Annotated in this window: 19 protein-coding genes and 1 pseudogene; 2 read left to right on the top strand and 18 right to left on the bottom strand. The window is 70.8% G+C overall.

Annotated features, from left to right (window positions below):
* The first annotated feature begins 67 nt into the window (after nt 1–67).
* Complete coding sequence (locus LCG91_RS06475) at nt 68–1,954, top strand: glycoside hydrolase family 15 protein (protein WP_224442875.1); 1,887 nt, start codon at nt 68–70, stop codon at nt 1,952–1,954.
* A 191-nt stretch (nt 1,955–2,145) separates the two neighbouring features.
* Here LCG91_RS06475 and LCG91_RS06470 read toward each other — a convergent pair whose 3' ends face one another.
* From LCG91_RS06470 to LCG91_RS06445, 6 genes are all read right to left on the bottom strand, one after another.
* Nucleotides 2,146–3,519 carry a glucose-6-phosphate dehydrogenase gene (locus LCG91_RS06470; RefSeq protein ID WP_058729755.1) on the bottom strand — a complete coding sequence of 458 codons (1,374 nt, stop codon included), beginning with the start codon at nt 3,517–3,519 and terminating at the stop codon, nt 2,146–2,148.
* A 187-nt stretch (nt 3,520–3,706) separates the two neighbouring features.
* Nucleotides 3,707–4,123, bottom strand: coding sequence for a cytochrome c oxidase subunit 4 (locus tag LCG91_RS06465; RefSeq protein WP_058729754.1), 417 nt, complete (start codon nt 4,121–4,123; stop codon nt 3,707–3,709).
* 4 nt (nt 4,124–4,127) lie between these two features.
* Nucleotides 4,128–5,864 (bottom strand): cytochrome c oxidase subunit I, encoded by a 1,737-nt coding sequence (gene ctaD, locus LCG91_RS06460; protein ID WP_058729753.1) that lies wholly within the window; start codon nt 5,862–5,864, stop codon nt 4,128–4,130.
* 11 nt (nt 5,865–5,875) lie between these two features.
* Entirely contained in the window at nt 5,876–6,778 is a 903-nt protein-coding gene (gene coxB / locus LCG91_RS06455; protein ID WP_058729752.1) for a cytochrome c oxidase subunit II, read from the bottom strand.
* Nucleotides 6,779–7,080: 302 nt separating this feature from the next.
* Nucleotides 7,081–7,455: a HesB/IscA family protein gene (locus LCG91_RS06450; RefSeq protein ID WP_058729751.1), complete on the bottom strand. Its 375-nt coding sequence runs from the start codon at nt 7,453–7,455 to the stop codon at nt 7,081–7,083.
* A gap of 231 nt (nt 7,456–7,686) precedes the next feature.
* Entirely contained in the window at nt 7,687–9,132 is a 1,446-nt protein-coding gene (locus tag LCG91_RS06445) for a dipeptidase (protein WP_224442874.1), read from the bottom strand.
* A gap of 51 nt (nt 9,133–9,183) precedes the next feature.
* Between LCG91_RS06445 and LCG91_RS06440 the strand changes: the two genes are divergently transcribed.
* A complete protein-coding gene (locus LCG91_RS06440; RefSeq protein ID WP_058729749.1) occupies nt 9,184–9,759 on the top strand; it encodes a DUF3043 domain-containing protein in 576 nt (191 codons plus the stop codon).
* 815 nt (nt 9,760–10,574) lie between these two features.
* Here the strand turns inward: LCG91_RS06440 and LCG91_RS06435 are convergent.
* The 12 genes and pseudogenes from LCG91_RS06435 to ftsZ all read right to left on the bottom strand — a co-directional run bounded on the left by LCG91_RS06435 (nt 10,575) and on the right by ftsZ (nt 23,950).
* Complete coding sequence (locus LCG91_RS06435) at nt 10,575–11,651, bottom strand: quinone-dependent dihydroorotate dehydrogenase (protein ID WP_224442873.1); 1,077 nt, start codon at nt 11,649–11,651, stop codon at nt 10,575–10,577.
* Nucleotides 11,648–12,145 (bottom strand): transcriptional regulator NrdR, encoded by a 498-nt coding sequence (nrdR, locus tag LCG91_RS06430; RefSeq protein ID WP_058729747.1) that lies wholly within the window; start codon nt 12,143–12,145, stop codon nt 11,648–11,650. The genes LCG91_RS06435 and nrdR overlap by 4 nt, the downstream gene beginning before the upstream one ends.
* A gap of 72 nt (nt 12,146–12,217) precedes the next feature.
* A complete protein-coding gene (gene hisD / locus LCG91_RS06425) occupies nt 12,218–13,528 on the bottom strand; it encodes a histidinol dehydrogenase (RefSeq protein WP_224442872.1) in 1,311 nt (436 codons plus the stop codon).
* Nucleotides 13,528–14,352 (bottom strand): hypothetical protein, encoded by an 825-nt coding sequence (locus LCG91_RS06420; protein WP_224442871.1) that lies wholly within the window; start codon nt 14,350–14,352, stop codon nt 13,528–13,530. Before LCG91_RS06420 ends, hisD begins: the two co-directional genes overlap by 1 nt.
* A gap of 8 nt (nt 14,353–14,360) precedes the next feature.
* A complete protein-coding gene (gene dnaE / locus LCG91_RS06415; RefSeq protein ID WP_411955835.1) occupies nt 14,361–17,843 on the bottom strand; it encodes a DNA polymerase III subunit alpha in 3,483 nt (1,160 codons plus the stop codon).
* 733 nt (nt 17,844–18,576) lie between these two features.
* The gene (locus LCG91_RS06410; protein ID WP_058729744.1) at nt 18,577–19,506 is read right to left on the bottom strand and encodes an RluA family pseudouridine synthase; all 930 of its coding nucleotides are present in this window, start codon (nt 19,504–19,506) and stop codon (nt 18,577–18,579) included.
* Complete coding sequence (gene lspA, locus LCG91_RS06405) at nt 19,503–20,171, bottom strand: signal peptidase II (RefSeq protein ID WP_224442869.1); 669 nt, start codon at nt 20,169–20,171, stop codon at nt 19,503–19,505. The genes LCG91_RS06410 and lspA overlap by 4 nt, the downstream gene beginning before the upstream one ends.
* 2 nt (nt 20,172–20,173) lie before the next feature.
* On the bottom strand, nt 20,174–20,869 hold the full coding sequence (locus LCG91_RS06400) for a DivIVA domain-containing protein (protein WP_058729743.1): 696 nt from the start codon (nt 20,867–20,869) through the stop codon (nt 20,174–20,176).
* Between the two features lie 185 nt (nt 20,870–21,054).
* Nucleotides 21,055–21,351, bottom strand: a complete 297-nt coding sequence (locus LCG91_RS06395) for a YggT family protein (protein ID WP_082687673.1) — start codon at nt 21,349–21,351, stop codon at nt 21,055–21,057.
* Nucleotides 21,352–21,424: 73 nt separating this feature from the next.
* Nucleotides 21,425–22,015 (bottom strand): cell division protein SepF, encoded by a 591-nt coding sequence (locus tag LCG91_RS06390; RefSeq protein ID WP_224442868.1) that lies wholly within the window; start codon nt 22,013–22,015, stop codon nt 21,425–21,427.
* A 42-nt stretch (nt 22,016–22,057) separates the two neighbouring features.
* Nucleotides 22,058–22,777 carry a YggS family pyridoxal phosphate-dependent enzyme gene (locus tag LCG91_RS06385; protein WP_224442867.1) on the bottom strand — a complete coding sequence of 240 codons (720 nt, stop codon included), beginning with the start codon at nt 22,775–22,777 and terminating at the stop codon, nt 22,058–22,060.
* A gap of 8 nt (nt 22,778–22,785) precedes the next feature.
* Nucleotides 22,786–23,950, bottom strand: a pseudogene (gene ftsZ, locus LCG91_RS06380) (cell division protein FtsZ).
* Nucleotides 23,951–24,134: the final 184 nt, after the last annotated feature.

Here is a 24,134-nt window from a genome sequence, read left to right as displayed (position 1 = left end):
CGCCCGCGCTGTGCACACCTTCAGCGCCGTCGGGCCGCTCGGCGGTCGCCGGTGCCAGGATCGACCCATGAGCACCGCGACCCCGCCGAACCGCATCGAGGACCACGCCCTCATCGGTGACACCTACACGGCAGCCCTGGTCGGCCGCGACGGCACGATCGACTGGGCGTGCCTGCCCCGTTTCGACAGCCCCTCGACCTTCGCGTCGCTGCTCGGCACCGAGGACCACGGGCACTGGTCGCTCCGCCCGACCGACCCCGACGCCACCAGCACGCGGCGCCACCACCCCGACACGCTCGTGCTCTCCACCGTGTGGACGACGTCGACCGGCGTCGTCGAGGTCACGGACCTCATGCCGATCGGTGCCCACCGCGCGTCGATCATCCGTCGGGTGCGCGGCCTGCAGGGCTCCGTGGAGATCGAGCAGACCCTGCGCATCCGCTTCGACTACGCCAGGGCGCTCCCCTGGGTCCGGCAGATCGGCGGTGATGAGGACCCCGCGCTCCTCGCGACCGCCGGCCCCGGCTCCGTCGTCGTCCGCGGCGTGCGCTTCCGCGCCGACGACCACCGGCACACGCACACGGTGACGGTGCACGACGGCGACGTCGTCGACACGGTGCTCACCTGGTACCCCTCGCACCGCGAGCCGCCGGAGCCGCTCGACGTCGACGCCGCACTGCAGGCGACGGAGCGCTGGTGGCGCGACTGGATGGCGACCGCCCACACCGAGGGTCCGTACGCCGAGGCGAGCCGGCGCTCCCTGCTGCTGCTCCGTGCCATGACCCACGGGCAGACCGGCGGCGTCGTGGCGGCGGCGACGACGAGCCTCCCGGAGGACCCGGGCGGTGAACGCAACTGGGACTACCGGTACGTCTGGCTCCGGGACGCGTCCCTGGCGCTCGCGTCGCTCATCGCCCACGGCCACCGGGACGAGGCGATGCACTGGCGGGGCTGGCTGCTCCGCGCGATCGCCGGCGACCCCGCCGACGTGCAGATCATGTACGGCATCGCCGGGGAACGCGAGCTGCCCGAACGCACGCTCGACGAGCTGCCGGGGTACCTCGACTCGACCCCGGTGCGGCTCGGCAACGGGGCGTCGACGCAGTACCAGGGCGACGTCTTCGGCGAGGTCCTGGCCGCCCTCCACGACGCACGGGAGCTCGGTGTCGAGGAGAACGCCGACTCGTGGGCACTGCAGCGCGCCCTGCTCGGCTACGTCGAGGAGCACTGGCAGCAGCCGGACAACGGCATCTGGGAGATGCGCGGGCCGCGACGGCACTTCACGCACTCCCGAGCGATGATCTGGGCCGCGTTCGACCGCGGGGTCGCCGCCGTCGAGGAGTTCGGCCTCGAAGGCCCCGTCGACCGCTGGCGCCAGCTGCGCGACGAGGTCCGCGCGGAGATCGAGGAGCACGGTTGGAACGCCGAGCGCGGCAGCTACCGGCAGCACTACGACACCGACGAGGTCGATGCCAGCCTGCTGGTCCTGCCGCAGATCGGGTACGTGCCCGCGGACGATCCGCGCATGGCCGGGACGGTCGCGGCCATCGAGCAGGACCTGCGCGTCGGCGACCACGGGCTCGTCCTGCGGTACCGGACGACCTCCGGGTTCGACGGGCTGTCCGGCAGCGAGCACCCGTTCCTCGCGTGCTCGTTCTGGCTCGTCGAGCAGTACGCCGCCTCCGGACGGGTCGAGGACGCCGAACGCTTGATGGACGTGCTCGTCGGGTACGCGAACGACGTCGGCATGCTCTCCGAGGAGATCGACGTCGCGACCGGGCACCACATCGGCAACACCCCGCAGGTGCTCTCCCACCTGACGCTCGTGTCCGCGGCGGACGCGATCGCGCGGGCACGTGGCACCTCGTCGGGGCACCGCACCCGGCTCGCCGTGCACGACGGGGGCACGCGATCGTGGACGGGCGGCGGCCGCCGGGCCGGCGCCCCGTCCTGAGCCCGGGCCGCACTGCGCGGAGGAGCCTGATCCGCTCATCGCGAGCGGTCCCGACGCGCCTCCGATCCGCGGGTCGGTCGCCCACGCCGGGTGCGACGAGCAGAACCGGCGCACAGACGGACGGGAGGCGCGGTGCCAGCCGGCACCGCGCCTCCCGTCCGTCAGGTGGCTCCGTCAGGAGGCCGCGTCGGTCAGGACGACGACTCCCAGTCCGCCGGGCCGCGCGAGCCCGCGCGGTACTCCTCGAGGGGGACGTCGCCCGACTTCCAGGCGTCCACGACCGGCTCGACGATCTCCCAGCAGCGCTCCGCCACGTCGCCGCGGATCGACAGCAGCGGGTCGTCGTGGAAGATGCCGTTGAGGACCTCGCCGTACGGGGTGAGCTCGCCGTCGTCGAAGGACGACGACAGGGTGACCTGTCCCATCTCGAACGGGTTGCCGCCGCCGTTCGCCGACACGCTCAGCTCGATCTCGTCCGGGTTGAGGACGATGCGCAGCGTGTCCGCCTTCGGCCGACCGGACAGACCGGAGGGCAGACGCGTGACCGGCTTGAAGGTGATGAGGACCTCCTTGCGGCTGGCGCCGAGCGCCTTGCCGGAGCGGAGGGTGAAGGGGACGCCCTTCCAGCGGGCCGTGTCGACCTCGACCTCGATCTCGGCCAGGGTCTCGGTGCCACGCGACTTGTCGACGCCGTCCTCGTCCTGGTAGGACGGCAGCTCCTTGCCGTCGATCGTGCCGGCCGTGTAGACGGCGCGGCGCGAGGCGATCTTCGGGTCATCGCCCTTGAGGCGGGTGGAACGGAGGACCCGGGCGAGCGACGAGCGGAACTCGACCGCGTCGATCGCGGCCGGCGCGTCCATGGTGACGAGGCCGAGGATCTGCAGCAGGTGCGACTGGATCATGTCGACCAGCGCGCCGGCCTCGTCGTAGTACTGCGCGCGGTTCTCGAGGCCGAGGGTCTCGTCGTAGAAGACGTCGACCTTCTCGATGTTGTCCGCGTTCCAGATCGGCTCGAACAGACGGTTCGCGAAGCGCAGACCGATGATGTTGAGCACCGTCGTGCGACCGAGGAAGTGGTCGGTGCGGTGCACGCGCTCCTCGGGGACGAGCTCGAGCACCGTCTTGTTCAGTGCCTCGGCACTGGCGACGTCGGTGCCGAACGGCTTCTCGAACGCCAGGGTCGTGCCCTCGGGCAACTCGACGCCCTGCAGCGCCTCGCAGATGTCCGACGCGATCTGCGGCGGCAGGGCGAAGTACAGGATGGGCTCGGCGTCGGCCGCGTCGAGCAGCGCCTTGAGGTGCTCGGGGTCGGTCGGGTCGCCCTGGATGAAGGTCGTGGACTCGAGGGTCGCGTCGACCTCGGGACCCTTGACGTCCTGCGACGCGAAGGACTTCGTGACGACGTCCTTCCACTGCTCCGCACTGCGGGCGCTGCGGCCCGTGCCGATCAGCTGGACGGGGACCGCTCGACCGCTCTGGAGGAACGTTCCGAGTCCCGGGAGCAGCAGGCGGGAGGCGAGGTCGCCCGTCGCGCCGAAGATGATGAGGGTGCGCTTGTCGGTCACCGGAGGTGAGTCCTTTCGCTGTGGTTGCGGGGTCCGCACGGGTCAAGCCACGTGCGGGCCGGTTGATTCCCTGTGGTTCCGGGATACCCGCTGCGGGCCGAGAGCTCGGTCCGGGTGGGGTACGGGCCCCGGACGCACCTCGGGCGGCACCGGATGTGGTGCCGCCCGAGGTGTCAGGTGGATCGGATCAGTGTCCGAAGTTGCCGCGGTAGTACTCGTAGACCCAGCCGACGAGCGTGACGGTGACGAGCGCGAGCCCGATCGGCACGATCCAGAGGCCGGCTGCGAGGCCGAGGAAGCAGATGCCCGTCGAACCGGCGAGCAGGATCGGCCACCACGACCACGGGCTGAAGTGCCCGAGCTCGGCGTCGCCGTCCTCGATGTTCGCGTCCGGACGGTCCTCGGGGAGGACACCGCCCTGCGACGACATCACCTTGCCGAGGTAGAACGCGATGAACGCGGACATGATCCCGGTGAGGCCGATCGCCACGGTGCCGACCCACTCCGGGCGGCCGTAGTAGATCAGCGCCCAGATGGTGTACGCGGCGTCCGCGAGGATGAAGAAGACGAACAGGATCCAGAACAGGTTGGTGTTGGCGCGCATCGCCTTACTTCACCTCGCCCTTCGCGGCGTCGTAGGTCGGAGCGTCCGGGGCGTCCTTCGCCGGACCCACACCGATCGGCACACCGGCCTCGGGGTGGTTCAGGTCGAACGCCGGGGACTCGGAACGGATCCGCGGGATGGACGTGAAGTTGTGGCGCGGCGGCGGGCAGCTGGTCGCCCACTCGAGCGAGCGGCCGTAGCCCCACGGGTCGTTCACGGCGACCTTCGGTGCGTTCCGTGCCGTCACGTAGACGTTGAAGATGAACGGCAGGAACGAGATCGCGAGGATCATCGAGCCGATCGTCGACAGCTGGTTCATCCAGGTGAACCCGTCGTTCGGCAGGTACGTCGCGTACCGACGCGGCATGCCGATGACGCCCAGCCAGTGCTGGATGAGGAACGTCGTGTGGAAGCCGATGAACAGCAGCCAGAAGTGGATCTTGCCGAGGCGCTCGTTGAGCATGCGACCCGTCCACTTCGGCCACCAGAAGTAGAAGCCGGAGAACATCGCGAACACGACGGTGCCGAAGACCACGTAGTGGAAGTGCGCGACGACGAAGTACGAGTCGGACACGTGGAAGTCGAGCGGCGGCGACGCCAGGATCACACCGGTGAGACCACCGAAGGTGAAGGTGATGAGGAAGCCGACGGCCCAGAGCAGCGGGGTCTCGAAGGTGACCGAACCGCGCCACATCGTGCCGACCCAGTTGAAGATCTTCACGCCGGTGGGGACCGCGATGAGCATCGTCATGAGCGAGAACCACGGGAGCAGGACGCCACCGGTGACGTACATGTGGTGCGCCCACACCGTGACCGACAGGGCTGCGATGGAGATGGTCGCGTAGACGAGGGTCTTGTACCCGAAGATCGGCTTGCGGCTGAACACCGGGAAGACCTCGGACACGATGCCGAAGAACGGCAGCGCGATGATGTACACCTCGGGGTGGCCGAAGAACCAGAACAGGTGCTGCCAGAGCAGGGCACCGCCGTTGGCCGGGTTGTAGATCTGCGCGTCGAACACGCGGTCGAGGCCGAGGCCGAAGAGCGCGGCGGCGAGGACCGGGAAGGCCATGAGCACGAGCAGCGAGGTCACGAGGGTGTTCCACGTGAAGATCGACATGCGGAACATGGTCATGCCCGGGGCGCGCATCGTGATGATCGTCGTGATGAAGTTCACCGCGCCGAGGATCGTCGAGAAGCCGGTCATGCCGAGGCCGAAGACCCAGAGCGTCCCGCCGAGACCGGGTGTGAACGTCGTGTCACTCAGTGGCGCGTAGGCGAACCACCCGAAGGACGCGGCACCCTGCGGGGTGAGGAACCCACCGACGGCGATGAGCGAGCCGAACAGGTACAGCCAGAAGGCGAACCCGTTCAGACGCGGGAAGGCCACGTCCGGCGCACCGATCTGCAGCGGCATGATCGCGTTCGCGAAGCCCGAGAAGAGCGGCGTCGCGAACATCAGCAGCATGATCGTGCCGTGCATGGTGAAGAGCTGGTTGTACTGCTCCTTCGTCTCGACCACGTGCAGGCCGGGCTCGAAGAGCTGTGCACGGATCACGAGCGCCATGACGCCCGCGAGCAGGAAGAAGATGAACGAGGCGATCAGGTACATGTACCCGATGGTCTTGTGGTCGGTGGAGGTGATCCACCGGACGATGATGTTGCCCTTCCGACCGACCTTCGACGCCTGGAAGTCCGGCGTCGTCGGCGCTGTCGGCTGGCCGACGAGTGACGTTGTCATCTGACGGACCCCTACTTGTTCTCGCTCGACGCCTCGACCGGCGCCTGGTTGTTCGGTTCGTTCGTGTTGGTGTCGTACTCGTTGCCGAGGAGACCGACCTTGCCCTGCTCGCGCAGCGTGTCGAGGTACTGCTGGTACTCGGAGTCCGAGACGACCTTCACCTGGAAGAGCATCAGGGAGTGGTACTCACCGCAGAGCTCGGCGCACTTGCCCTGGTAGGTGCCTTCCTTCTGCGGGATGAAGTACTCGTAGTTCGTCTTGCCCGGGAGCATGTCCTTCTTGTAGAGGAAGTCGATGACCCAGAAGGAGTGGTCGACGTCGCGCGAGGAGAGCTCGATCTCGACCTTCTTGCCGACCGGCAGGTAGAGCGTCGGGAGCTGCGACTCGTCGATCGCGCCGTTCCCGTTCTCCTCTTCCTGGGCCTGGATGCCCTGGTAGTAGACGCTGTCCTGCGGGTTGTCCTTGTCGATGTAGTTGAAGTCCCAGGCCCACCGCTTGCCGTACACGTGGATCGTGGCGTCCGGGTCGTCGAACGGCTTCTCGATCGCCGACTGGTCCTTCGCGGTGAAGGCGAAGAAGCCGAGCACGAGGATGAGCGGCACGATCGTGTAGAAGATCTCGAGCGGCATGTTGTACCGCATCTGGACCGGCAGGCCGGTCTGGCCCTTGCGGCGGCGGTAGACGATCGCCGCCCAGATGATCAGGCCCCACACGATGAGACCGACCGCGAGCAGGACGACCCAGCTGGTGGTCCACAGGCCGACGACGCGGCTCGTGTGGTTCGTGACGTCCTTCGTCTCCTCGGTCCCGGGGAGCCATCCGTTCATCTGCTGCTGCGTGCAGCCAGCCAGTGCGATGACCAGACCGACGGCCACCGGGACGGCCGCCCAACGTATACGGCGATTCGAACGCACTGTTACCTCTCGGAAGACGTTGCCCGGAACCGGCGGAGCGGACGTCACCTGCACCGCGATGGGTGCAGGGAGCCCGCACATTGCTGGTTCCCAGCTTGGTTGGAACACTCCTAGCTTACTCGCAGCCGGTGACGTCTCGCGCACACCCGATGCGGTCCGGCGCGGGATCATCGGCCGCGGCCCGCAGCTTTCCCCCGGTCTGCGGCCCGGTGCGGGTGACGACGACGAGCGGGGAGCGACCAGATCGGTCACTCCCCGCTCGCGTGTCGGTTCGGTGGGCGGACAGTCGCCCGCCGTCGGCGTCAGTGGAAGCTGTCGCCACACGCGCAGCTGCCCTGCGCGTTGGGGTTGTCGATGGTGAAGCCCTGCTTCTGGATGGTGTCCTCGAAGTCGATCGTCGCACCGTCGAGGTACGGCACGCTCATCTTGTCGACGACGACCTCGACACCGCTGCCGAACTCGGCCGTGGCGTCACCGTCGAGCAGACGCTCGTCGAAGTAGAGCTGGTAGATCAGACCCGAGCAGCCGCCGGGCTGGACCGCGAGGCGCAGGCGGAGGTCGTCACGGCCCTCCTGCTCCAGCAGACTCGCCACCTTCGCCGCCGCCGCGTCGCTGAGCGCGACGCCGTGCGAGCGTGCGTCCGTCGCCGGTGCGTTGTCGATGATGGTGTCGCTCATCCGCGCGTCTCCCTCCGGGCGGTGTCGGTCACCGCGCCTGGGTCGATTGTAAGCACGGGAGCCGACAGGACGGGCGCGCCGTCCACAGGGCGGGACCGGACGGCGGGCGCCAGGCCCGTGGCGGCGTCGCCACGGGCCTCCCGTCCGTCGCTGGTCCGGTCCGTCACCGTCGCGGCAGGAGTCCGTCCCGGTCCGTCACCGGCCCGGTCGCGTCCCGCAGCGGTGCGCCGGTCAGGGGCGCGTCGCGAGACGCGCCAGCAGGATCGTCTCGGACGCGATCGCCCGGTGCAGCACGCCCAGGTGCTGCGACTCGTTCGGGCTGTGCGCGCGGGTGTCCGGGTCCTCGACGCCGGTGACCAGGATCTGTGCCTCGGGGAACTCCGCGGCGAGGTCGGACACGAACGGGATCGAGCCGCCGATGCCCTGCTCGACCGCGGGCGCGCCCCAGCCCTCGTGCATGGCGGTGCGGGCCTCCTGCACGGCCCAGCCGGCCGTGTCGACCAGGAAGCCGTCGCCGGTGTCGACCTCGGTGATGTCGAGCTTCGCGCCGAACGGCACGTGGGCGCGGAGGTGCCGCTCGACGGCGACGTACGCGTCCGTGGCGGACTGACCAGGGGCCACGCGCACCGAGACGCGGGCCGCGACGTTCGGCAGCAGCGTGTTCGACGCGTTCGCGACGCTCGGCACGTCCATGCCCGTCACGGTGATCGACGGCTGGAACCACATGCGCGAGAGCACCGGGCCGCTGCCGACCGGCTGCACACCCTCGAGCAGCGCGGCGTCCGTGGCGAGCTCGGCCTCCGAGCGCTCGGGGACGTCGGCGTCGTACGCGGTGAGCCCCTCGACCGCGACCGAGCCGTCGTCGTCGTGCAGCGAGGCGAGCAGGCGCACCATCGGGATCATCGCGTCCGGGGCCGCGCCGCCGAACATGCCGCTGTGGCTCGCGTGCTCGAGCGTGGTGAGCGTCGCACGGAACGTGACGTTGCCGCGGAGCGAGACCGTGATCGAGGGGACGTCGACCGACCAGTTGTCGCTGTCGGCCACCACGATGACGTCGGCGGCCAGGTGCTCCTTCTGCTCCCGGAGGAAGGTGCGGAACGACCGGGAGCCGAACTCCTCCTCCCCCTCGACGAAGAGCACGACGCCGAGGTCGAGGTCGTCGCCGAACTGCGCGTGCAGGGCACGGAGCGAGGCAACGTGCGTCATCACGCCGGCCTTGTCGTCCGAGGCACCGCGACCGTACAGCCGGTCGCCGCGGAGCGTCGGCTCGAAGGGCGGGGTCTCCCACAGCGCGTCGTCGCCCTGCGGCTGCACGTCGTGGTGCGCGTAGAGCATGACGGTCGGCTTCCCGTTGCGGGCGGGTCGCACCGCCAGGACGGCGGGCTGCCCGAGCTCGCGGCCGGCCTCCTCGGCCCCGGCCGTCTCCCCCTCGACCGCGGACCGGACGATGCGGACGGCGTCGTCGGCGAAGACCCCCGTCGACCGGGCCAGGTCCGCGACCGCCTCGGCACTGGCCTGCACGTGCGCCGGGTCGAACGCCGACCACGACACCGACGGCAGCCGGACCAGCGCGGAGAGGTCCGCGATCGTGCTCGGCAAGCCTCCCTGCACGTGTTCGCGGAGGGCGTCGAGGAGCGCGGGGTCGGTCGCGGGGCTGTGCTGGTCGGTGTCGGTCATGTCCCGTAATCTAGAGGAGATCCAGCACGCAACCGCAGTCAGGAACGCACCGTGGCGAAGGCAGCCCCCAAGACCAACACGACCGTCACCCCGTCGGACGAGGAACTCCTCGAGGCCGGCAAGGGACGTCCGACGCCGTCGCGTCGCGAGCGCGAGGCCGCCAACCGTCGCCCCCTCGTCGGCAACAGCCCGCAGGACAAGAAGGCCGCTCGCGCGCGCCTCAACACCGAGCGCGAGAAGGCCCGCCTCGGCATGGCCAACGGCGAGGAGCGCTACCTCCCCGCGAAGGACAAGGGTGAGCAGCGGAAGTTCGTCCGCGACTGGATCGACGCGCGCTGGAACGTGGGCGAGGTCATGATGCCCGTGCTCGTGCTGTTCCTGATCGTCGGGTTCGCCGCGGCGCAGACCGTGCTCGCGTCGTACTCGCTCCTGCTGGTGTGGGCGTTCGTCGCGCTGTTCGTCCTCGACTGCATCGTGCTGTGGCTGTCGCTCCGCAAGAAGATCACCGCGAAGTTCGGCGAGATGCAGCGCGGGACCTTCCTCTACATCCTGACGCGGGCATGGCAGCTGCGCTTCCTGCGCCTGCCGAAGCCGCAGGTGCGCCGCGGGCAGTACCCCTCGCTCTAGGCACCACCGCGCGAGCGCCGTCCGGCCGAGCCGGGCGGCGCTTCGTCGTTCCCGGGACGGGAGCGGGCCTGTTGGCCGGGCTGGCTCCGGCTGGGCTGGGCTGGCCTGGGCTGGGCTGGGTGGGCCGGGCCGGGCCGGGCTCCGGCGAGCGGGTGAGCGTCGGGCTCCGGGCTCCGGGCTTCGGGCTTCGGGCGCCGGGCGCCGGGCTCCGGGCTCCGGGCTCCGGGCTCCGGGCTCCGGGCTCCGGCCTTCGCCGAGCGGGCAAGTTCTGTCACGCTCGCCGGCCCACGCCGACGGATCTCACCCGCTCACCAAACACAATGGGCGTGTTCCGCCCGGTCGATGAGCAGCAGCACGCCCCCGGCATCGAGGCGCCGGACCGCCGACGGGCTCCCGCGAGCGAGCACTTCCTGTCACGCTCGGCACCCTCCGCCGGCACATCTCACCCGCTCGCCGAACACGAGCGGCATGTTCTGTCCGGTCGCTGAGCAGCGCGCGCCCGGCACGACGCCACGAGACACCAGCTCTCAGCCGGGAGGCACGACACCGGCCGCCGTGTCGACTCCTGCCCACGACGTGGTCACCACTGTCCGCACCAGAACCGGGGCGGCCGTCGCGCGCGTTCAGGTCGCAGGACATGCCGTCGGCGACGAACGTGAGCGGCATGTCGCGCACCGCGGTCGGCATCAGACGGCAGGTCGTGCGACCGGAGCGGCACGGGGTCGGCGGCGAGCGGCGACGGCACGGCACGGCAGGACACCGCACAGGGTCGGTGTCGAGCGGCAGCGCGGCAGCCGGACGACAGCGGCCGGCGACTACCGCGCTGCGCGCCGCAGCCGCCGACGACGCAGTCGGTTGATCCGCATCGCCCAGGTCGGCCCCTCGTAGAGGAACGCCGTGTAGCCCTGCACGAGCGTGGCACCCGCGTCGACGCGGTCCTGCACGTCCTGCTCGCTCGTCACGCCACCGACGGCGATCACGCAGAAGTCCTGCGGCACCGCGGCACGCACCCGGCGCAGGACCTCGAGCGACCGGGCGGCGATCGGCGCACCGGACAGCCCGCCCGCCCCCATAGCCTCGACCTCGGCGTCCGGCGTGGTCAGGCCGGAGCGCGCGATCGTGGTGTTGTTCGCGATGATCCCGGCGAGCCCGAGGTCCACTGCGAGTCCGGCGATCGCGTCGATCTGCTCGTCGGTCAGGTCGGGCGCGATCTTCACCAGCACCGGCGTCCGACCAGCGGCATCGCGCACGGCGGTCAGGAGCGGCCGGAGCTGGTCGGCCTCCTGCAGTCCACGGAGCCCGGGCGTGTTCGGCGAGCTGACGTTGACCGCCAGGTAGTCCGCGAACGGGGCGAGCAGGCGCGTCGACTCCAGGTAGTCGTCGATCGCGTCCTCGACCGCGACCACCCGGCTCTTGCCGATGTTCACGCCGATGACCGGCCGACCGGGACGGCGCCGTGCCCGTTCGAGCCGTCGGGCGGCCCGGGCGGCACCGTGGTTGTTGAAGCCCATCCGGTTGACGAGCGCCTTGTCGCGGATGAGCCGGAACAGCCTCGGCTTCTCGTTGCCAGGCTGGGCCTTCGCCGTGATCGTGCCGACCTCGACGTGCCCGAACCCGAGCAGTCCGAGACCGGCGATGCCCTTGGCGTCCTTGTCGAACCCGGCCGCGAGACCGAAGCGCGAGGGGAAGTGGATGCCCATCGTCGTGATGCCGTCGGCGGCCGAGGGCCTGGCGTACCGCTCGATCGTCCCGCTCAGGAACGGCACCTTCGGCAGCGCGCGGATCACCGCGAAGGCGATGTGGTGCGCCCGCTCCGGGTCCATGTTCGCGAAGACGGTCCGGAAGACGACCGCGTAGCCGTTGCGGACGACGCGCTCCGCGACCCCGCTCATGCGCTGCTGCCCGACTCGGCACCGCCGGACGCGCCCGCTCCGGCCGCCTGGTGGTCGCGGCGCAGCTGCGCGATCGCGTCCTCGAAGTCCTCGAGCGTGTCGAAGGCCTGGTACACGCTCGCGAAGCGCAGGAAGGCGACCTCGTCGAGCTCGCGGAGCGGCGCCAGGATGGCGAGACCGATGTCGTTCGCGTCGATCTGGCTCGACCCCGACGAGCGCACGGTCTCCTCGACGCGCTGCGCGAGCACGGCCAGGTCGCCGTCGGTCACCGGGCGGCCCTGGCATGCCTTGCGGACGCCGGAGACGATCTTGTCGCGGCTGAACGGCTCGGTGACGCCGTTGCGCTTCACGACGTTGAGCGAGGCGGTCTCGGTCGTCGAGAACCGGCGCCCGCAATTCGGGCACTGGCGGCGACGACGGATCGAGGTGCCGTCGTCGCTCGTGCGGGAGTCGACGACGCGGGAGTCCGGGTGGCGGCAGAAGGGGCAGAACATGTCGTTCCCCAGGCTATCGGCTCGACGGCGTCCACAGGGCGCGGTGACGGCCCTGTGGACGACGGCCCGCACTCAGGCCCGGGTCGTCCGCTCCGTGACGGCGGCCCCGTGCCCGGGCAGCTGCTCCTCGGTCGCGAGCGCCACGATGTGCGGCGCGACCTCGGCCAGGGCCGCGGGCGTGTACCGGATGACCTGCTGCGGCCGGAGGAACGTCGAGGCAGACAGCCCCGACCCGAACCGCGCCTGACCGCCGGTCGGCAGCACGTGGTTCGACCCCGCCAGGTAGTCCCCGAGGCTCACCGGCGTGCTCGGCCCGACGAACACGGCACCGGCCGCGTCGATGTCGGCCAGCACGGCGTCGTCGTCGGCGGTCTGGATCTCGAGGTGCTCCGGCCCGTACGCGTTGCTCACGGTCGCGGCGTCGGCCAGCGAGTCGACCAGCACGATCGCGGACTGCGGTCCGTCGAGTGCGGTCTGGAGGCGCGCAGCCGTCCCCAGCGCCGCCACCCGTTGCGGGATCGCGGCCTCGACCGCGTCGGCGAACGCGGGCGAGGTGGTCACCAGGACGCTGCCGGCCTGCTCGTCGTGCTCGGCCTGGCTCACCAGGTCGGCGGCGACGTAGCCGGCGTCCGCGGTGTCGTCCGCGATGACGAGGATCTCGGTGGCCCCGGCCTCGGAGTCGATGCCGACGACACCGCGCACCAGGCGCTTGGCCGCGGCGACGAAGTTGTTCCCCGGGCCGGTGACCAGGTCGACCGGCTCGAGGCCGATCTCGCTCACGCCGTACGCCAGCGCGCCGACCGCGCCGGCCCCGCCCATCGCGTAGACCTCGTCGATGCCGAGCAGTCCGGCCGCGGCGAGGATCGTCGGGTGCACCCGCCCGCCGTGGTCGCGCTGCGGCGGTGAGACGAGGGCGATCGACCCGACGCCTGCGACCTGCGCGGGGACCACGTTCATGACGACGCTCGACGGGTAGACGGCCTTGCCGCCCGGCACGTAGAGCCCGACCCGTCGCATCGGCTGCCAGCGCTGGTGGACCTCGGCGCCGTCGGCCAGGCACGTGACCGACCCGGCGGGGACCTGCGCGGCACTCGCGGCACGGACCCGGCGGATCGCCTCGTCCAGGGCCTCGCGCAGCTCCGGGCTCAGGCCGGCGACGGCCGCGGCGATCTCGGCGGCGGGGACCCGCACGTGCTCCGGCGCTCCCCCGTCGAAGCGGTCCGCCTGCTCGCGGAGCGCCGCGGCCCCGTGCTGCCGGACCGCGTCCACGAGCTCGCGCGCGGCGTCGACGGCGTGGGAGACGTCACCGACGGCACGCGGCATGAGGCGGAGGAGGTCGGCACGGGCGGGCAGGCCGCCGCGGAGGTCGATTCGCTGCATCATCAGGCGTCCAGCGTACCGGCGGCGCCCGACAGCAGCGCCTCCGCCAGGGGACGGTGACGCGCAGCGTGGTCGTCGTCCCACCCCCCGAGCAGCTGCAGGACGAGCACGCGGAACGCGAGTGCCCGAACGAGCAACTGCGGCCACCCGGGCGCCGTCGCGAGCTGCCCGAGCGCCGGCAGACGACCGATCGGCACGCCGTGCCAGCACACCGCATCGACGGCGGTCACCGCGGCGGCGAAGCCCACCGGTCGCCAGGTGGGGGCCCAGTCGAACACGGTCGGTGGTTCCCCCGGGGCGAAGAGCACGTTGCCGAGGAGGTCGCGGTGCACCAGCTGCGACGGTGCGCGGACGGGCCGGAAGCCCGCAGCGAGCCGGTCGAGCAGCGGCTCCGACGGCAGGGGCTCGGGCCCCCAGACGAGCCGGTCCGCCCGGCTCCACGGGTCGTCGACCAGGTCGAGGAACGCCGGACGGGGCAGGTGCGCGACCGCGCGGTGGAAGGCAGCACCCGCGGCGAGGACGTCCTCGACGCGGGTCGGGTCGGTGGCGCCGGGCAGCCACGCCCAGGCCTCCCAGCCGTCCGCGAGCCAGCCGCCGTCGGTGCTCGGGACCGGGCGCGGCGTGCGGAAGCCGTCGGTGTGCGCGAGGCGGGCCAGCGTGGCGGACCGCCACCGTGCCTCCCGGACGTCACCGTGCGGACGCAGGACGATGCCGTCCGCACGCCACGTCGTGCCCTGCCCGCCGGGCAGGAGCAACGGTCGCCGGTCCCCCACGCCGAACGCCCGGAGCACCGCGGCCGAGGGCCGCGGTGCTCCGGGGACGGTCACGTCGGTGCCTAGACCAGGCAGCGCGGCCCGAGCAGGCTCTTCAGCTCGCCGAACAGGTCGGGCGTCAGGTTGACCGGGAACGGCAGCTCGAACGTCCGCGCGACGTCGTCCTTGAGCAGCCGGAGCCGGACCTCGGTCTCGCCCTGGTGTCGGCCGAGCACGGCGGCGAGCTCGGTCACCGTCGACGTCGTCGCCTGGCGCTCGGGCAGGGACAGCGTGAGCGGTCCGGACCCCATCGCGTCGCCGACGTTCGGCTGGAACATGCTCACCGCGTGCAGGGCCTTGCCGTCGTCGCGGACGTTGACCCGGCCGCGGAGCACCACGATCGAGTCCGCCACCAGGGACGGCCCGAACTCCTGGTACGTCTTGCCCAGGAACATCACGCCGATCTCGCCGCCGAAGTCCTCGATCTGCACGATGCCGTACGGGTTGCCGCTCGACTTCGCGACGCGGTGCTGCACGCTGGTCAGCAGCCCGGCGACCGTGACCGTCTCGCCCTCGATGCCGTCGTCGGCGGCGATCAGGTCGGCGATGGTGATCGACTGGTGCTTCGCCAGCTCGATCTCGAGGCCGGCGAGCGGGTGGTCGGACACGTACAGCCCGAGCATGTCCCGCTCGAAGGCCAGCTTGTCGCGCTTCGACCACTCGGGCCGGTCCGGCACCTGGGACACCGGCGCGGACGCGGGCGTCTCCTCGGCGACCTCGGCGAACAGCGAGTCGAAGTCGAAGCCGACGTTGCCGTTGGCCTCGTCGCGCTTCACCTTCACCGCGCCCTCGACCGCGCCCTCGTGGATCTCGACGAGCGCGCGTCGGGTGTCGCCGAACTCGTCGAAGGCACCGGCCTTGATGAGCGACTCGACCGTCCGCTTGTTCGCCGACGAGATCGGGATCTTCCGCAGGAAGTCGTGGAACGACTCGAACGCGCCCTTCTCCGTCCGGGCCTGCACGATGTCGTCGACGACGTTGAAGCCGACGTTGCGGATCGCACCCATGCCGAAGCGGATGTCGTCGCCGACGGCCGCGAAGAAGCCGATCGACTCGTTGACGTCCGGCGGCATGACCCGGATGCCCATCCGGCGGCACTCGTTGAGGTACAGCGCGAGCTTGTCGCGGGCGTCACCGACACTGGTCAGCAGCGCCGCCATGTACTCGGCCGGGTAGTGCGCCTTGAGGTACGCCGTCCAGAACGACACCACGCCGTACGCGGCGGAGTGCGCCTTGTTGAACGCGTAGTCGGAGAACGGCAGCAGGATGTCCCAGAGCGTCTTGATCGCCGCGGCCGAGTAGCCGTTGTCCTGCATGCCCTTCTCGAAGCCCGCGTACTGCTTGTCCAGCTCGGACTTCTTCTTCTTGCCCATCGCGCGACGGAGGATGTCCGCCTGGCCGAGCGAGAAGCCGGCGACCTTCTGCGCGATGGCCATGACCTGCTCCTGGTAGATGATCAGGCCGTAGGTCGTACCGATGATGTCCTGCAGGGGCTCCTCGAGCTCCGGGTGGATCGGCGTGATCGCCTGCTCGCCGTTCTTGCGGAGCGCGTAGTTCGTGTGCGAGTTCGCACCCATGGGGCCCGGGCGGTACAGGGCGATGAGCGCGGAGATGTCCTCGAAGTTGTCCGGCTTCATCAGTCGGAGCAGACCGCGCATCGGGCCGCCGTCGAGCTGGAACACACCGAGGGTGTCACCGCGCTGCAGCAGTTGGTAGGCGGCCTCGTCCTCGAGGCCCATCGTCTCGAGGTCGAGCTCGATGCCCCGATTCGACTTGATGTTGTCGAGGGCGTCACTGATGATCGTCAGGTTCCGGAGCCCCAGGAAGTCCATCTTGATCAGACCGAGCGACTCCGCTGCCGGGTAGTCGAACTGCGTGACGATCTGGCCGTCCTGCTCGCGCTTCATGACCGGGATGATGTCGATGAGCGGCTCGCTCGACATGATCACACCGGCGGCGTGCACGCCCCACTGGCGCTTCAGGCCCTCGAGCCCGAGCGCGGTGTCGAAGACGGTCTTCGCCTCGGGGTCGGTCTCGACGACCGTCCGGACGTCGACCGCCTCCTTGTAGCGAGGGTGGTCCTTGTCGAAGATCCCGGTGAGCGGGATGTCCTTGCCCATCACGGGCGGCGGCATCGCCTTCGTGAGCTTCTCGCCCATGCCGAACGGGAAGCCGAGCACGCGCGAGGAGTCCTTGAGCGCCTGCTTCGCCTTGATGGTGCCGTACGTGACGATCTGCGCGACGCGCGCGGACCCGTACTTCTCGGTGACGTACTTGATCGCCTCACCGCGGCGCCGGTCGTCGAAGTCGACGTCGAAGTCGGGCATCGAGACGCGGTCCGGGTTGAGGAAGCGCTCGAAGATCAGCCCGTGCCGGATGGGGTCGAGGTCGGTGATGCGCATCGCGTACGCCACCATCGAGCCGGCACCGGAACCACGGCCCGGACCGACGCGGATGCCGTTGTTCTTCGACCAGTTGATGAAGTCTGCGACCACCAGGAAGTAGCCCGGGAAGCCCATCTGGTTGATGATCCCGACCTCGTAGTCGGCGCGGTCCTGGACCTCCTTCGAGATGCCGTCCGGGTACCGGTACTGCAGGCCCTTCGCGACCTCCTTCTCGAACCAGGAGTGCTCCGTCTCGCCCTCGGGCACCGGGAACTTCGGCATGTAGTTCGCCGCGGTGTCGAACTCGACGTTGCACCGCTCGGCGATGAGCAGCGTGTTGTCACAGGCCTCGGGGTGGTCGCGGAAGACGTGCCGCATCTGCTGCGGGGTCTTCAGGTAGAACTCGTCGGCGTCGAACTTGAAGCGGTTCGGGTCGTTGAGGGTCGAGCCGGACTGGACGCAGAGGAGCGCCGCGTGCGACTTCGCATCGTGCGAGTGCGTGTAGTGCAGGTCGTTGGTGCCGACGAGCGGGATGCCGAGGTCCTTCGAGATCCGGACGACGTCCTCGATCACCCGGCGCTCGATCTCGAGGCCGTGGTCCATGATCTCGGCGAAGTAGTTGTCCTTGCCGAAGATGTCGCGGTAGTCCGCCGCTGCCTTGAGCGCCTCGTCGTACTGACCGAGCCGCAGGCGCGTCTGGATCTCGCCGGAGGGGCAGCCCGTCGTCGCGATGATCCCCTCGTGGTACTGGTCGAGGAGTTCGATGTCCATGCGGGGCTTGAAGTAGTAGCCCTCGATCGACGCCCGGCTGGAGAGCCGGAACAGGTTGTGCATGCCCGTGGTGTTCTCGGCGAACATCGTCATGTGCGTGTACGCGCCGGAACCGGACACGTCGTCCCCGCCGCCGTCGCCCCAGCGCACACGGGTCTTGTCCGACCGGTGCGTGCGCGGCGTGATGTACGCCTCGGTCCCGATGATCGGCTTGACCCCGCCGGCCTTCGCCGCCTTCCAGAACTCGAACGCGCCGAACATGTTGCCGTGGTCGGTGACCGCGACGGCCGGCATGCCCTGCGCGGCGGTCTCGGCGACCAGGTCGCTCAACCGGGCGGCGCCGTCGAGCATCGAGTACTCACTGTGCACGTGCAGGTGGACGAAGGAGTCGGAATCCGACACGGGACCTCCGGTTTCGACGGGGACTGCTGCGGGGCGGGACAAGCCTAACCGGCAGCACCGACGTCCCCCGCGTGTCCGGCGTGCCCGTCGCCGGGGGCCCGGCGGTCCCGCCCCGCGGACGGGCGGAACACGCCGCAGGCGGTCCGCCGAGCGGGCGGAACACGCCGGGCGGGGCCGTCCAGCGTGACGGGAACGGCCCGCTCGGCCGCTCACGGGATGTGGTGCCGTTCGAGCCGGCGGCGGCCGCGGCGGCGGCCGCGGCGGCGGCCGCGGCGGCGGCCGCGGCGGCGGCGGCGGCGGCGGCGGTCGCGGCCGGGCGGAGCCGCCGGTCGCGCGCGAGCGGGCGGGACACGCCGCAGGCGGTCCGCCGAGCGGGCGGAACACGTCGGCGGATGCCGCCGACCGTGACAGATCCTGCCCGCTCGACGGAACGGACGGCGGCAGACGTGACCCGGCGACGGCCTGGAGGCGCGTGGCGGCGCCGCAACGAGCCTCCAGGCCGCAGGTGGGACACGACGGCCAGCCGGCTCAGGTCGCACGACCTGCCGCTCACTTCCCCACCGCACGGCAAGTCGTGCGAGCGGAACGACCGCGGGCGGCAGGTTGCGCGCCCAGGACCAGCCCGCCGCCGAGCCGACCCGGTCAGCGCCGAGCCGAGCGCGCCGGCTGCGACCCCGCCGGACTACGCCGACGCCGCGCGGATGCGGTCGAGCGCCTGCTGCAGGTCGTCGGGGTAGGACGCCTCGAACTCGACCCACTCCCCCGTGCGCGGGTGCTCGAACCCGAGCCGGACCGCGTCGAGCCACTGCCGGGTCAACCCGAGCTCCGAGGCGAGCACCGGGTCGGCGCCGTACATCGTGTCGCCGACGAGCGGGTGCTTGGTCGCCGCCATGTGCACGCGGATCTGGTGCGTCCGCCCGGTCTCCAGGTGCACCTCGAGCAGGCTCGCCGACCGGAAGGCCTCGAGGGTCTCGTAGTGCGTCACGCTCGGCTTGCCGTCGGCCGTGACCGCGAACTTCCAATCACTCGACGGGTGCCGACCGATGGGGGCGTCGATGGTCCCCGCAGTCGGGTCGGGGTGCCCCTGCGCCAGTGCGTGGTAGACCTTGTCGACCGTGCGCTCCTTGAACGCCCGCTTCAGGTGCGTGTACGCCAGCTCGGTCTTCGCGACGACCATCAGGCCCGAGGTGCCGACGTCGAGCCGGTGCACGATGCCCGCGCGCTCGGCGGCGCCGGAGGTCGCGATGGTGAAGCCCGCGGCGGCGAGCCCACCGGGGACGGTCGGCCCGTCCCAGCCGGGCGACGGGTGCGCGGCGACGCCGATCGGCTTGTCGACGACGACGATGTCCTCGTCGTCGTGCACGACCCGCATCCCGGGCACCTCGACCGGCACGATGCGCGGGGGTTCCTTCGGGGACCACTCGACCTCGAGCCACGAGTCGGCGTGCAGACGGTCGGACTTGCCGACCTCGACGCCGTCGACCCGGACACCACCGGCCGCGACGACCTCGGCCGCGAAGGACCGCGAGAACCCGAGCAGCTTCGCGATCGCCGCGTCGACCCGCTCGCCGGCGAGTCCGTCCGGCACGGGCAGGGAACGCTGCTCGCTCACGTCGCGTCGTGCCCGAGGACGTCGCGGCCCTCGCGCGGCGCACGCGGGTCCGGCTCCGCCACCACCGGACGGGAGGCACGGGGCGAGTCCGCCCCGTCGGCCGCGTCGGAGCGGGCAGCCGCGTCAGCAGCGCGCTGCTGCTTCGCGGTCAGCGCGCGGGTGCCGTCGAGGTTCACACCGAGGATGACGAGGAGCACGAACACGACCATGCTCACGCAGATGAACGAGTCGGCGATGTTGTAGATCGCGGGCATCATCCACGGCGTGGAGATGAAGTCGACCACGTGACCGCGGCCGAAGCCCGGCTCACGGAAGAGCCGGTCGAGCAGGTTGCCGAGCGCACCACCGAGCAGCATGCCGAGCACGATCGCCCACCACATCGACCGGATGCGCCGGGCGAACACGATGATGGCCACGACGACCGCCGTCGACACGATCGAGAACACCCACGTCATGTTGACCGCGAACGAGAACGCGGCCCCGGGGTTCCGGACGTACAGCAGCTGGAGCGCGTCACCGAGGACCGGGACGACCTGGCCGTACGGCAGGTTCGCGACGACGAGTGCCTTCACGCCCTGGTCGAGCGCCACCACGACGACAGCGGCGAAGGCCAGTGCCGCGATCGCGCGGACACTGACCTTCGCCGTCGGTGCTGGTCTGACCAACGTCAGTTGCCGAAGCCCTGCGCCGAAGCGGGCGCGGGGGTGAGGCCGGACTCCTGCGAGCCGGACCCGTCGAGCTCGGCGAGCTGACCCTGGATGTAGCTCTTGAGCTGCGCACGGTAGTCGCGCTCGAAGGTGCGGAGCTCGTCGATCTTGCCCTCGAGCTGACGCTGCTCGCCCTCGAGCACCGCGACGCGCTGGCGGTTGGTGTTCTCGGTGTCGGCGATGATCTGGCGCTGCTTCGCCTCGGCCTCGGAGACCAGGCGGGCGGCCTGCGCGGTGCCCTCGGCGATGAGTGCGTCGCGCTTCTCGATGCCCTCGCGGACGTGCTCCTCGTGCAGGCGGCGAGCGAGCGTGAGGAGGTTCGTCGTGCCCTCGGTGTCCTCGTCGGCCGGGACGGTCGAGGGGGCCGGAGCGGCGGCGGCGACCGGCGCGGGCTCCGGAGCGGCGGCGACGGGGGCCGGCTCGGGCTCGGGGGTCGACTCGGGCTGCTGCTCGACGGGCTGCTCGGCCGCGGCCGGCTTCGGCGCCGACTCGGCTGCCTGCAGGCGCTGGCGGAGCTCGTCGTTCTCGGCCGTCAGGCGGCGGAGCTCGACGACGACCTCGTCCAGGAAGTCGTCGACCTCGTCCTGGTCGTAGCCCTCGCGGAACTTCGTCGGCTGGAACCGCTTGTTGACTACGTCTTCCGGCGTCAAAGCCATTGCCGTCACCTCAATAGAACTGCTGAACGTGTGGAACCACTTGCGTCGCGACCGAATCTACCAGCCGCGACGAGCGGTGCGGATGTCCACCGGAGCGGACATCGATCCCGACCACCGTACACCGGGGCCGGATCGGAACCGTGACCTTGACCGCGGCGCGGCGCGTGTCGCGGCGGGGTGCTGCTTCAGAAACCGCGGGCGAGTCCGCCGACGATCACCCGGAGGATGATCACCACGAGCATGACGATCGTCCAGCCGAAGTCGAGCGCGACCGGCCCCAGCCGCAGCGGCGGGAGCAACCGACGGACGAACCGGATCGGCGGGTCGGTGAGCGTGTAGACGACGTCGGCGACCACGAGCATCGCGCCCCGGGGACGCCAGGTGCGGTTGTACGCCTGCACGATGTCGAACGCGAACCGGCCCCACATCACGAAGAAGTAGAGCAGGAGGGCGAAGGAGAGGATCCCGAAGACCAGTGACACGATGGGGCTCGCTCGGCTCGGGTGCGTCCGCCGTCACGGCGACCGCACGGGGCGGGGTGAACCGGACTCCGGCTCAGGACTGGGCGAAGAAGGACGCCTCGATGTCGGACTCTACCTCAGCAGGCTCACCGCTCACCGCGACGTGGGCCGGCGAGAGCAGGAAGACCTTGTTCGTCACGCGCTCGATCTTGCCGTAGAGGCCGAGTGACAGACCCGACGCGAAGTCGATCATGCGGCGGGCGTCCGACTCGGTCATCTGCGAGAGGTTGATGATGACGGGGATGCCGTCGCGGAAGCTCTCGGCGATGGACTGGGCGTCCTTGTACTCGCGCGGGTGGACGGTGAGGATCTCGTTCATTTCCTGGACCGGGGTCGCCTTCTGTGCGGTCGTGTGCGAGCGGCGGAGCGGGGTGACCTGGGCGCCGCGCTGGTGGGTGTGCGTCTTGGGCTCCGCGGGCGCGGCGGCCGGGGCTGCTGCCGGCGCCGCGGCGGGTGCGGCGGCAGCCGGGGCCTGCGCTGCCGACGCTGCCGCGGGAGCCGCGGCGGGGGCGGCGGCCTGGCGCGTCGGTGCGGCCGACTGCTGCTGCTGCTGCTGCTCGTCCTCGTACAGTTCCTCGTCCGCGAGGCCGAGGTAGACCATCGTCTTCTTGAGCGGGTTCGCCATGGTTCCTCCGGAGGTCGGTGCTCGTGGTGCCCTGCAACGAGGCTAGGGCGCGGCCGGCCGGTTTCCCGTGATTGCGGTGCCGATCCGGAGGTGTGTCGCGCCCTCGGCGATCGCCTCGGCGAAGTCGCCGCTCATCCCCGCCGAGATGTCGGTGGCGTCGGGGGCGAGCGCGACGACCCGCGACGAGATCCCCCGCAGTCGGGCGAACGCCTGACGGGGCTCCTCGTCGAGCGGCGCGACCGCCATCACCCCGCGCAGCCGGATCGTGCCGGTGGCGAGGACCCGCTCGACCATGGCGTCGACGTCGTCTGGCTGCACGCCCCCGCGACCGGGGTCGTCGGTCAGGTTGACCTGCACGAAGCCGTCGATCACCCGCGGGTCCGGTTCGGTCTCGGTGGGTGCGAAGGCGTCGACGACCGAGTCGCGGTCGAGCGACTGCACGACGTCGGCGTAGCGGCGCACCTGCCGGGCCTTCTTCGACTGCAGCTGCCCGACGAAGTGCCAGGTGAGGTCGAGGTCGGCGAGCTCGGCGGCCTTGGCCTGCGCCTCCTGGTGCCGGTTCTCCCCCACGTCGGTGACGCCGAGCGCGGCGAGCTCGCGCACCAGCGAGGCCGGGTGGTACTTCGTCACGACGACGAGCGTCAGGTCGTCGACCGAGCGTCCGGCGGACCGGGCGGCGTCGGCGACGGCCCCGCGGACGGACGCGAGACGCGCCTCCGGCCCGTCAGGAGCGACGGACGGGAGGCGCGGATCACCTGCCACGGGACGGGTTACTTCAGGAAGTCGGGGACGTCGAGCTCGTCGTCGTCGTCGAACGCCGGGTCGGCAGCGCGACGCACGGGCGCCTCGTGCTCCTGCGTCGACCAGGACGGCGCGCTCGTCGCGGTGTCCTCGATCGCGCCGGTACCGGCGGCGCCGGCCGAGGCCGCAGCACCGGACTCCGGGTCGACCCAGCTGGAGCGACGCTCCTTCTGCTGCGCGCCCGGCTCGCCACCGTCGAAGCCCGCGGCGATGACGGTCACGCGGACCTCGTCGCCCAGGGTGTCGTCGATGACCGCACCGAAGATGATGTTCGCCTCGGGGTGGACGGCCTCCTGCACCAGGCGGGCGGCGTCGTTGATCTCGAAGATGCCGAGGTTCGAGCCACCCTGGATCGACAGCAGCACGCCGTGCGCACCGTCGATCGAGGCCTCGAGGAGCGGCGACGCGACGGCGAGCTCGGCCGCCTTGATCGCACGGTCGGCACCGCGGGACGAGCCGATGCCCATGAGGGCCGAACCGGCGCCCTGCATGACGCTCTTCACGTCGGCGAAGTCGAGGTTGATGAGGCCGGGGGGTGGTGATCAGGTCGGTGATGCCCTGGACGCCGGCGAGCAGCACCTGGTCGGCGGTCGCGAAGGCCTCGACCATCGAGATGCCGCGGTCGCTGATCTCGAGCAGGCGGTCGTTCGGCACGACGATGAGCGTGTCGACCTCGTCCTTCAGGGACGCGACGCCGTTCTCGGCCTGCGACTGACGGCGCTTGCCCTCGAAGCTGAACGGCTTCGTGACGACACCGATGGTGAGCGCGCCGATCGACTTCGCGATGCGGGCGACCACGGGCGCACCACCCGTCCCGGTCCCGCCGCCCTCGCCGGCGGTGACGAAGACCATGTCGGCACCTGCGAGGGCCTCCTCGATCTCCTCGGCGTGGTCCTCGGCGGCACGACGGCCGACCTCCGGGTCCGCGCCGGCACCGAGGCCGCGGGTGATCTCGCGGCCCACGTCGAGCTTGACGTCGGCGTCGCTGAGCAGGAGTGCCTGCGCGTCGGTGTTGATCGCGATGAACTCGACGCCGCGGAGGCCGAGCTCGATCATGCGGTTCACGGCGTTCACGCCGCCGCCGCCGACGCCGACGACCTTGATGACGGCGAGGTAGTTGTGGTTCGTGGTCACGTCAGTCGGGCCTCCGGTCGAACCCTCAACCTCTACTTGAAGTTCAGGGGCGTTGCTGGTAGTTGTGGTGCTGCCACGACGCTACGGGTGCGCTCCGCACGCTGTCGCCCCGCCACGCCGCGTGTCGCCGATCGTGTCGCCGAGATTGCCGCTGTCGCCGGTACCACGGCCGTCGTCGCCACCC

Source organism: Curtobacterium sp. TXMA1 (genome assembly GCF_020162095.1).
GTDB lineage: Bacteria > Actinomycetota > Actinomycetes > Actinomycetales > Microbacteriaceae > Curtobacterium.
The sequence above is the reverse complement of the archived record's forward strand: the minus strand, read 5'-3'. Positions and strand labels throughout refer to the sequence as shown.